This window comes from Affinibrenneria salicis (assembly GCF_008710095.1).
The window spans coordinates 185,277-196,489 of sequence record NZ_VYKJ01000007.1 but is presented as its reverse complement, the minus strand read 5'-3'; the positions used below and the strand labels follow the sequence as shown (position 1 = coordinate 196,489).

Here is an 11,213-nt window from a genome sequence, read left to right as displayed (position 1 = left end):
CCCCGCACGGGGGCCGGTTGGCTACGCCGACGCGGCCGGCAGCATAAACGTTTCTCTTAAGCGCGGGCCGCTCATCGGCCGACCGAAGTGCCAGCCCTGTCCGACCGCGCCCGGGCAATGACGGCGCACCCAGTCCGCCTGTTCCGGCGTTTCGATGCCTTCAACGATCACGGTGGATTTAAACATCGCGGTCAGGGTGAACAACAGCTCGACCATCTGCGCATTTACCGAATCCGTGCCGATCGCCCCGGTAAACATCCGATCGATCTTAATCGCATCAAACGGCATCACGGTCAGATAAGACAGGTTGGAATAACCGGTGCCGAAATCATCCAGGGCGACGCGATATCCCTCCTCATGCAGGGCCGTCAGCCGTTCGGACAGGTCGCGGTAGTCGGCCGTCGAGCGTTCGGTTATCTCCAGCATAATTTGCTGCCGGCTGACGCCGCAGCGCTGCACCAGTTGATTGAGATAGCACTGAAACGCCGGATCCAGCACGTCGGTAATATCAATATTGATACTGAGATAAAACGTCCGGTTACCGATGAGCACATCCCGCAGTTCTTCCAGCGCCATGCGCGTGGCCTGGCGCGTAATCTCGCCGATAATGCCCAGCTCCTCGGCCAGCGGGATAAAGATATCGGGCGGAATATTTTCCCCTTTCTTATTGATCCAGCGGGACAGCACTTCAACGCCGATGATCCGGTCATTGTGCAGGCAAATCAGCGGCTGGTAGTTCACATGCAGCTGGTTGCCATAAACGGCGCTGTACACCTGTTTGCTCATCGACCGGTTGCGATCGATAAGCAAGATCGCCGCCAGCGATAACGAGCCGCCCAGCAAACCGCCCAGCAGCAGGATCGCAACGTACAGATGCCACGGCAGAGAGAAAATGCCGGAAGCATCGTGACGGACGTATGTGCAGATATCGTAAATTTCGCTGCACTGAAACGCCAGCCGATAGTGGCGATACCACGCGCTGGGCTGACGGGAATATTGCCCTTCCGGCATACCGAAGGACTGATACACGTGACGGCCATCGGACGTGGTCAGCAGGGCGCTATAACCGGGAACAGGGAAGGAAAAACTGTGAAAAGCATCGGGAGAGGTGAAAACGGCGATGTCGTACTGGCTGGCAATGTCCATTTGTATTCGGGGATCGACCAGCCCCCGGGTCGCTCGCCAGAGCAAGACGCCGCCTTCCGTCCGCAGATTCGGCGGCGGCAGCGACACGGGGGCGCTCAGTCGGCCGCGCCCGGCGGAACAGATTAGCCGGCCATCGCGCACGCGGCCGATATCCAGTAAAAAGCCGTACTTATAGACCATAAAACGCAGTTGAAAAAGATCGGCGTCGCTGCACGGTTCCGCCGCCAGAAGGTTCGCTTCATCAATGGCCTCTTGCGACTGCAGCGCCACGTCATTGGCACGCTGCATCAGCGTACCGGCATATTCATTCAGTTTGCCCTGATCGAGCCTTGCCACCATAAACTGACCCAGAAGCAACAGACACAGCATGCCGGCGACGACATTAAACGCCATGATCATTTTTGCTGTTCTGCCGATTGGTCTCATCGCGGTGAATTCCCTGGCCATAGTAAAACACGCTCCTTCGCCCCCAATAGCCCCAGAACACAGGGCGACGACGAACTCACTCGCCTGCGGCCTGAAAAATGGAGGGGATAACTGGTTAATCGACAATTTTAACCATAAGTTTATTTTTTTAATCGGGGGAATAAGTGATCTGTGTCCGCTTCCCAACGCCTTTAACCCGATAACCGCCGATCCGGAACGTTATCGCGCCGTCGTTAACCGGTCGCCTGACGTCTTTGCCGCGCGCTGACCTGATCCTCCGGCTAATGTCCGCCGTCCTCGTCTCCGGCATGCCGCGCAAAGAGCGCCGAATTCACGTTAATCGCCGACATGGCGGCCTTAAGGCGCAACACAAAAAGGCACCTCCGAAAGGTGCCAAAGTAAAACAAAAAAGTACAAGGAGTACGATTCTCGGCTTAATTCATCCCGCCCTGCCGCCGGGCCTCAAACGAACATAGGGCGCGCGGTTAAAGGCAGAAGAGGAGAAACGGGCGCAATTAATCGCGGCGAAAATAAAAACCGCAGGCCGGGCAAATCAGAGTTATTTTTTTACGCAGTTTTTGTTGCGACTGGGCCGTTACGCGAGAGCAGTTCGGGCAGGTGACGTTGACCGTCCCGTTATGAAAAAGCTTGAGTCCATCAAAGATAGACATATCGTTGACCAGTTCAGGGTGTGGGCGATAAGTATACTCCCAATGAGTTACAACAGCTCATTTTATAATCGCCGATTTAATCGGTACCCGCCGTGGAGCACGACGGAAACGGCGAACGCCGCTCCCATCGTCGTCCGAACTGGCGGAACGCCGTCTCGGTTACTCTTCAGGCGCAATCGCCCCTCCGACGGCAACCGACGCCAGCAAAATCTCAACCTGATGCGCCTCGCCGTCGTCCCGCATGGCGATACGGTCGTCCGCCAGGCGCCGTCCGTCCAGCCGGACCTGATAAGCGCCGTCGCCGCGGCGGATCGTCACCCGATACTGGCTGTTGCCCTGCTGGTAGGTCAGCGTAAACTGCGTCCAGCCGGCCGGCAGCCGGGGATGGAAGGTCAACCAGTCGCCCGCGCGGGTTATACCCAACAGAGATTCGGTGATCAACCTATAGGTCCAGCCGGCGGAGCCGGTATACCAGCTCCAGCCGCCCCGCCCGCCGTGCGGCGCCACGGCGTAAACATCGGCGGACATCACATAAGGCTCCACCTTGTAGCGCGCCGCGGCTCCGGCGCTCAGACTGTGATTAATCGGATTAATCATCGACATAAGCCGCCACGCCCGCTCGGTATGGCCCATTTCGGCAAAGGCCATCACCGCCCAGATAGCGGCGTGCGTGTACTGTCCGCCATTCTCCCGTACCCCGGGCAGATAACCGCGAATGTAGCCCGGATTCGGTCCGTTGCCGTTAAACGGCGGCGCCAGCAGTTTGATCAAACCCAGCTCCTCGTCCACCAACCGGCTGTCCAACGCCTGCATCGCCTGACGGCAACGCGGCGCGGCGCCGGCGCCGGACAATACCGCCCAGCTCTGAGCAATGGCGTCGATCTGACACTCACTGTTATGTCGCGACCCCAGCGGCGCGGCATTGTCAAAATAGCCGCGCAGATACCAGTCGCCGTCCCAGCCGTGATCGTGCAGATTCTGCTGCAATAACGCGGCCTGTTCACGGCATAGCGTCGCCACCTCATCATCGTTCAGGCGCCGCGCCAGATCGCCATAGCGCCGCAAAACGGTATACAGGAAAAAACCGAGCCAGACGCTCTCGCCTTGCCCGCCGGCGCCAACCAGGTTCATACCGTCGTTCCAGTCGCCCGCCCCCATCAACGGCAGTCCGTGCGGACCGAAATTCAGGCTGCGCCGGATGGCGCGCACACCGTGCCGCCACAGCGTTTCCCGCATCTCGCTGGTGCGCGGCTGCTCGTAACAGGACTCCTCGCCAGGCGCCAGCGGACGCCCTTCCAGGTAGGCGATGGACTGTTCGGTGATCGCCACGTCCTCCGTCACCGCGACGTAATGACAAATCGCCAGCGGCAACCAGAGATAATCATCCGAACAGCGCGTACGCACGCCGTTGCCCGACGGCGGATGCCACCAGTGCTGCACATCGCCCTCAATAAACTGCCGCCCGGCGCACAGCACAATCTGCTCGCGCATCCGCTCCGGCAGAGCGTGGCTCAGCGCCAGGGTATCCTGCAGCTGATCGCGAAAGCCGAACGCGCCGCCGGACTGATAATAGCCGCTGCGCGCCAGAATACGGCTGGAGAGCGTCTGGTAGAGCAGCCAGCCGTTGGTCAGCAAATCCAGCGCCGGATCGGGCGTCGCGATTTGAATTTTATCCAGCAGCCGGTGCCAGTAATGATGAATCCGCTCCAGCTCCGCTTGCGCCACGCCGTCATCGAAGAAATAGCGGATCAGACGCTCCGCGTCCGCCGCGTTTTGCCCCAGTCCGAGCGCAAAGACAAAGACGTGCTGATCGCCATCGATCAGGGTGATCGCCGACTGCAGCGCCCCGCAGGGATCCAGCGCCGCGCCGGTTCTGTCGGATAACCGCTGCAGCCTCATCGATTGCGGCGCGCCCGGCGCGCCATTACGCCCCAAAAATTCGCGCCGATCGCCGCTTACCGAGCAGTGGGCGCCGGTAACGGCGAAGAAGGCGGTACGCTCCGATCCATTGCCGGCATAGTGATTGGTCGCCAGCACGCCGCACCCCTTCGTCACCTGCGCGGCGCGGGTCACGATATGCATAGCGGATTTAGCCCGCATATCCGCCAGCACCCACTCGACATAGCCGGTGACAGAGAGTTTGCGCGGCCGGCCGCAGTGATTACTGAGCGTCAGGATAAATAACTTAACCGGGTCATGTTCCGCGACCAGAACGGTCAGCTCGCTGGCGATGCCCTGCTCCTGGTGTTCAAATACGCTGTAGCCGAAACCGTGCCGCGTCAGATAATCGCCCTGTCCGCGCACCGGCAACGGCGAGGGCGACCAGACGTCGCCGCTTTCTTCGTCGCGCAGATAAAACGCTTCGCCAGAACGGTCGCTGACCGGATCGTTTTCCCACGGCGTCAGGCGATACTCATGCGCATTCTCATACCACGTGTAGGCCTGTCCGCTTTCTGAAATCACCGTTCCGAAATCCGCATTAGCGAGCACATTCACCCACGGGGCTGGCGTAGTATGATGTTCAGGCAAAATGATCTGGTACTCGCGTCCATCCGCTGAAAACCCGCCCGTTCCGTTAAAAAAGCGCAGCGCCGGAGGCGCAATCAGGTGAGGCGGAGACGGATTGCGTCGCAGGGTTGACGAGGGTAAAAAACGCGGCGGGACGACATGCGTGATTTGCATGCGCTGATTTAACCAGTCGGGCAGTTCGCCCAGCCGGTCGTCCAGCACGATGCGGGCCACGCTCATCAGCAGGGTATGCTCTTCCGACGTTAAATGTTCGCCATTGCGCACGAAAATGCCGCCCGGCTTGTCGGTCTGGCTGGCGCCGGCTCCGGCGGCCACCAGCCCCATGACCTGATGTTGCAACGCCTGGTGATAGCCGCCGGCATCATTGCACAGCAGGACTAAATCCACCGCCAGCCCTTTCAGACGCCAGTAGTTATGCGCCCGAATCATAGTGGTGACCATGGCGATATGCTCGGCGCTGGTAAGCGTCAGGAGGACTATCGGCAAATCCCCCGAGAGCGCATGTCCCCATAAACCCGACTGTCCGCGCCGATTACGCATAATAAACTGCGTGTCGCCGCGTATTTCCTGGCAGGGAAACAGCACCGCGCCGGCCAGTCGGTTAAACAGACCGGCGTCTTCCTCACTGACGTTGAGCTGCCGCAGCAGCACCTGACTGTGAGAAAAGGCGATATCGAATACGCGATCGGCGATACGCCGGTCGCGATATTTTTCCAGCAGCGCCAGACTGAGGCGGCGCTCCCCGGTAATGCCGTACACCATATCAATAATGACGGGCACGCCCGGCTTTAACCGAACGCGCTGACGGATGGCCATAATCGGGTCCAGCACCGCGCCGGCGCTGTTGGTCAACACGCCCGTCGGGCTTAGTGCCGTCGGATCCGACGTGGTATTGCTCCGGCCAATAAACGCGGCCCGATCCGTTTCGAATGAGATCGCTCCGCCGGCCCGATCGTGTATCGCCATGGTGTGAAACAGCCACGGGCATTGCTCGTCCGGTTCGCGCGGACGGCGATGACAAAGTATCCCCGGCGGCTCAGACACCAACTCTGTCTGGACGAATAAATTACTGAACGCCGGATGCGTCAAATCGCCAGCCGCCGGCGCCAGCACCACTTCGGCATAGGTGGTGATGTCAAGCGTTCGGCTCTGTCTACCGCGATGAATCAACGTCATACGACGTAGCTCGACGTCATCCTCCGGCGACACCACAATATGGGTTTCCATACTCAGCGCGCCTTCCGTACGTTTAAACTCCACGCCGGCTTCATTAAACACCACATGGTATTGACCGGCCTTTTTGCCCACCGGCTGCCACGTATTGCTCCATACTTCGCCGCTGGACGGATCGCTCAGGTAACAAAAAATACCGTGATTGTCGCGCGTGGCATCCTCGCGCCAGCGCGTGAGCGCCAGCGTCTTCCAGACGCTGTAACCGCCGCCGGCCTGCGTCAGCATCAGGTGATAATCCGTATTCGACAACAGTTGAATTTCCGGAATCGGGCTTTCCACGCCGTGAAATTCACGCCGCTCGCCGCTCTCATTTTTGAGCGCGCCGTCGGGCGACTCAAAGTGGCGCCGCGGGCTATAAAGCTCCAGCGCATCGGGTACGCGTTCCTGCAGCAACAGACGCGCCGATTGAAATGAAGGATAAGAGGCAAAGCGCGCCACCATCGGCGCATCCAGCAACAGATGGGATAGCGCAAGCAGGCTCATTCCCTGGTGATGCGCCATATAGGAACGGACGATAACGTAATCCTGGCCGCGACTCAGGCGAGAGGCCGTATAGTCCAGCGCCTCATAGAACCCGTATTGCCCCCTGGCCCCCAGCTTCTGCAGCGCCAACAGGTTATCACAGGCTTTTTCAGGACAAATCATCAGGGCCAGCAGCGTCGCGTAAGGCGCGACGACCATATTATCCCCCAGGCCGCGCTTTAGCCCCAGGCCCGGTACGCCAAAGGCGTGATATTGGTAATTCTGGTTATTGTCGAATGCCGAATAAGCGGATTCGGAGATACCCCAGGGGATACGGTGCTCTTTTCCCCAGCTAATCTGTCGTGCAACCGCCGACTGACACATCTGTCTGAGTAAGGTGCCGGGATAAAGCGGCATCACCAACAGCGGCATCAAATATTCGAACATCGAGCCGCTCCACGACATCAGCGCGGGACGTTTGTCGATCATGGTGAACAGCCGGCCCAGCGCGAACCAGCTTTTTTGCGGCAGTTGGTTGGTGGCGATGGCCACAAAATTCGTCAACCTCACTTCCGACGGCAGCAAATCATACTTCCCGCTATCCAGTTTATTATCCTCGCAGCTATAGCCCACGCTGAGCAAATGGGTGGAGGCGTGATAGAGGAATTTGAAATCCATATGGGCATGATCGGTCAGCCTTTTTTCCAGCTCGGCGATAATGTCAAGACGCTGACGAGCCTCGGAAATCGCCGCGCGCCGCGCCGGCGAACCGTCTTCCCGCTGCGCGAGCCAAAGCAAAGAAGGCAGTTCCTGCGCCACCGGCGCGTCCTCCAGCCAGCCCAATAGCAGCGTCCACTCCCGGCACAGGCTATCCAGCTGGACGGCAAGCAGCCTGAGCCAGCGGATAAGCGCCGCGTCAAGACCGTCCGCCGCCTGCTGCAGGGCCGGCATCAGACTCAGCATGCCATGGATATCGATGAACGCCCGGTAATACGACGTCGCGGCTTCCGCCATAGTCCAGCGCGCTCTCAACCGCTGCAGGACAAGCGGCGCGGTCGACGGCCAGCGCGCTTCCACAATACTCAGGGTATCGTCCAACCCCGCCAGGACACGGGAAACATTCATGATCGGCTGGCTGCGCCAGTCCGCCAGACCGGCGCTCAGCGTCAATAAATGGCCCGCCAGATTGCCGCTGTCCACGCTGGAGATATAACGGGGCCTCAACGGAGAAAGCGTACGCGTGTCGTACCAGTTATAAAGATGGCCGCGGTAGTGCTCAAGTTTATCCAGCGTATCCAGCGTCAAAGAGGTACGTCGCAAAACCTCGCCCTGCGTGGTGTAGCCGAAGTCCCAGGCGGTCAGGCTGGATAGCAGGGATAAACCAATATTGGTCGGCGAGGTGCGCTGAGCGATAACCGGCCGGGGAATCTCCTGATAATTATCCGGCGGCAGCCAGTTCGCCTCCTGATTGACGAAGGTTTCAAAGAACGACCAGGTTTCACGACTGGTCTGACGCAGCAGACGCCGCTGTTTGTCGTCGGGTATGGTTTGCTTCGCCATCGCCGGTTGACTCATCCGGCACAACAGCCAAGGCGCGCTAAGCCACAGCAGCGATAAAGGCAACGCCACGATCAGCAACGGGGAATGAAAAGAGAGACAAAGCACAAGCAAGACGGCGGCGGCCAGAGGGTTGACCCACATACGCCGGTAAAAGTTTTGCGCGGTCGGCGCGAAGCGTTTTTTATCCGCCGTGACGCTGTCCCATTGATGTAAATAGCGCTGGCTGACCAGCAAACGCCACAGCGTCACCGTAATCGCCCGCAGCGAAAACAGACTTTCGTGCGGTAGCGTCGACAGATTCAGAGCGATACGGGCAAGTCGGGAAAAGGCGGCCCGCGTCAGGCTTTTGACGTGCAGGAACACCGGCCGGTGACGGCCCTTATTCACTAAATCCATCAGCAGCGCCGACAGCGCGGGCAACAGCAATATCATTGATAAAAAACACAGCCAGTGGAACGGATTCGGCAGCGCAAAAAAAAGGCAAAAAATTATGCTCAACAGGCTGGGGGCAACCAGGCTGCGCCGCAGGTTATCCAGCAGCTTCCAGCGTGATAACCGACTGAGCGGATTCGGCAGACGAGCGCCGTCAGCCAGCCGCACGCGCCGACGCAGCCAGTTAAGCAACTGCCAGTCGCCGCGGATCCAGCGAACGCGGCGGGCAACGTCAATCAGGTAGCTGGCGGGGTACTGTTCATAAAACACCACATCGCTCAGCATGCCCGAACGGGCGTAGCATCCTTCCAGCAGATCGTGGCTCAGCACCAGATTTTCCGGGCAGCTATTCCGGGTGGCGCGCGTAAACATATCGACATCATAAATCCCTTTGCCGACATAGGAGCCTTCGCCGAACAAATCCTGATAGAGATCCGAGGAGAGCGCCGAATAGGGATCGTTGCCGGGAACGCTGCCGCACATCGCCGCATAGCGCGCCTGGCCATAGCGCGGAATCTCCTCGGCCAGGCGCGGCTGAAGAATGGCATAGCCGGCCACCACTCGCCGGCGCCGTTCGTCATACAGCGGCTGATTGAGCGGGTGCGCCATCGCCGCGATCAATTGATGCGCGGTGGCGCGCGGCAGCACGGTGTCGCTGTCCAGGGTAATGACGTATTTCACTTGCTTCAGACTGGCGTACGATCCGCCCTCCACCGTGGGGAAGGCGTTATCCTCCGCGCCACGCAGCCAGCGATTCAGCGCATGCAGTTTGCCTCGCTTGCGCTCATAGCCCATCCACACATTCTGCGCCCCGTTCCATTGCCGGTCGCGGTGCAGCAGACTGAATATCGCCCCGCCGTCTGACGGGTAACGACGATTGACAGCCTGAATTTTCTGTACGGCATAGCTAAGCAGATCCTGGTCTTCCGACTGCTGCGGCTGACTGCTGTCGTGAAAATCGCTCAGCAGAGCAAAATAAAGATGGGGCATGTCGTTGCCCAGATGGCAAACCTCCAGACTGTTGATCAGGCTGTCGATATTAGCGCGACTGCCGAAAAGGCAGGGGATCACCACCATCGTACTGTATTCGTCGGGGAAACCGGTCGAAAAATCCAGCCGCGGCAAAGGCTGAGGCGAGCGGACGCGGGTGGTTATTTCACTCAGCAGATTCATGACGAATTGACTCGTCACCACCAGCAATGGCAACGCCAGCAGCCACAGCGCTGCGCCCATCCCGGCGCGGTGGCTGAAATACAGCGCCGCGCCAGAACAGGCGGCGGTCAGCAGGCTCAGGCCGCCCAGCCAGGACAGCAAAGGCGTCTGATTGAACCTGCGCCGCATGCGGGTCAGCAGGGAAAAATGCGCACGCAGGTATTTTTCCAGTCCGCGGCGACCGTTGCCAATCAGATAGTAACCGACATGCCGCTTGCGCTCCGGCGCCGGAACGCGATGCGCCAGTTCAATCGCCGCGCGGGCTACCGCGGTCTCGTCAAGCTGACAATGCCGGGACAGGACTTCGATCTGGTGGCGATAATTGTCGCGAGTGTCAAAATGCATTTTTGCATAGATATCGGGCGGATCCCGGCGCAGGATCGCTTCCACCGCGCTGAGGTTTTCGGCAAAGTCGGACCAGTCCATCTCGCTAAGCTGACGCAGGCCGCTAATGCTATTGCTGACCGAAAGCTGGCTGACCGCCAGTTGATGATTAAAACGGTCGATGACCTCGCCGGCCGTCATCCCCACTTCGCTCAGACGCTGTTCGACCCAGGTGAGCGGCAGCGCCAGCATCGTGCCATGCCCCTGTAAGCGACGCACCAGTTCAGCGACGAATGCGCTGGTGCGCGGCGGATTGCTGCGCGCCATATCGGCGATCACAATAATCAGACTGGCCGGGTCGTGCGTGGCGCAGTTTTGTAACGTCTTTACCCAGTAATCGGCCAGATTACGCTCCTGCTGGGCTTCCGCCACTTCGATACTGACCCGACGCAGATTCTCAATCAGCGCTAAACGAAGCATGCCCGGAAAGGCCCACAGCTCGCCCAGCCGCAGCGGACTGACGGTCTGATAGGCGACGAAAAAGCGCGTCAGGCCATTAATGTCCCAGTGCCCATCGCTGTGGTTGACCACTTCCGTGGCAATATCGTAAATGCGCGGGCTACGACTCGCCGCCGCCAGCAACGGCAGCCCCTGGCCGAAATCGCGCGGCAACAGTTGACGCACCAGCCGAATCTGCTCTTCCAGCAGATAAAAATTATCCAGCAGCCATTCGGCGGCCGGCGTAATACTGGACTTGTCGCTGCCGCTGAGAATCAGACAGCTACGGGTTAACACCTTTTCATTATCATCAAGGCGTTTTAACAGATAGTAAGGGGCTTTTTTACGGGTCAATTTGTGCGAGAGAGCCAGTTTGCTGCCATAGCGCTCCATTTGATCGGCGGAGAACAGCTCCGGGCGAATAAGAGTATTAGATTGATTGCCCTTGTTTTGCTGTTCGGAGGATGGGTGCAATACGGGCGGGGCTCTTTTACTCTTGAACCAATTGAGTGAAATAAATCTCATAGGGATAACCCCTCGCGGACCCTGGAAAGCAGCTTCTGAACTGCGATAAGAGTTCATATGTAAAAAGGCGGGAAAACGGAAAAGAAAAAAGTGGAAAGTCAGGATAGAAAAGATACCGATTACTCTGAGGATAGTACGCTTCAACGGTAACCGCTAGTTTTATAAATCAGCCGGGCGAATTCTGGCGCCGATGCG

Annotated in this window: 4 protein-coding genes; 1 reads left to right on the top strand and 3 read right to left on the bottom strand. The window is 58.8% G+C overall.

From position 1 onward, the window contains the following. Positions 1 to 21 precede the first annotated feature (21 nt). On the bottom strand, positions 22 to 1,539 hold the full coding sequence (locus FJU30_RS15015; protein ID WP_191091618.1) for an EAL domain-containing protein: 1,518 nt from the start codon (positions 1,537 to 1,539) through the stop codon (positions 22 to 24). Here FJU30_RS15015 and FJU30_RS26870 point away from each other — a divergent pair. After that, complete coding sequence (locus FJU30_RS26870; protein ID WP_191091617.1) at positions 1,538 to 1,840, top strand: hypothetical protein; 303 nt, start codon at positions 1,538 to 1,540, stop codon at positions 1,838 to 1,840. The genes FJU30_RS15015 and FJU30_RS26870 overlap by 2 nt on opposite strands. Positions 1,841 to 2,087: 247 nt before the next feature. Here the strand turns inward: FJU30_RS26870 and FJU30_RS27215 are convergent, their stop codons facing one another. Together FJU30_RS27215 and FJU30_RS15010 are read right to left on the bottom strand one after the other, a co-directional pair. Next, entirely contained in the window at positions 2,088 to 2,243 is a 156-nt protein-coding gene (locus FJU30_RS27215) for a YnfU family zinc-binding protein (RefSeq protein WP_223881599.1), read from the bottom strand. 159 nt (positions 2,244 to 2,402) lie between these two features. Continuing rightward, the gene (locus FJU30_RS15010; RefSeq protein ID WP_150435783.1) at positions 2,403 to 11,018 is read right to left on the bottom strand and encodes a GH36-type glycosyl hydrolase domain-containing protein; all 8,616 of its coding nucleotides are present in this window, start codon (positions 11,016 to 11,018) and stop codon (positions 2,403 to 2,405) included. Between the last annotated feature and the right edge of the window lie 195 nt (positions 11,019 to 11,213).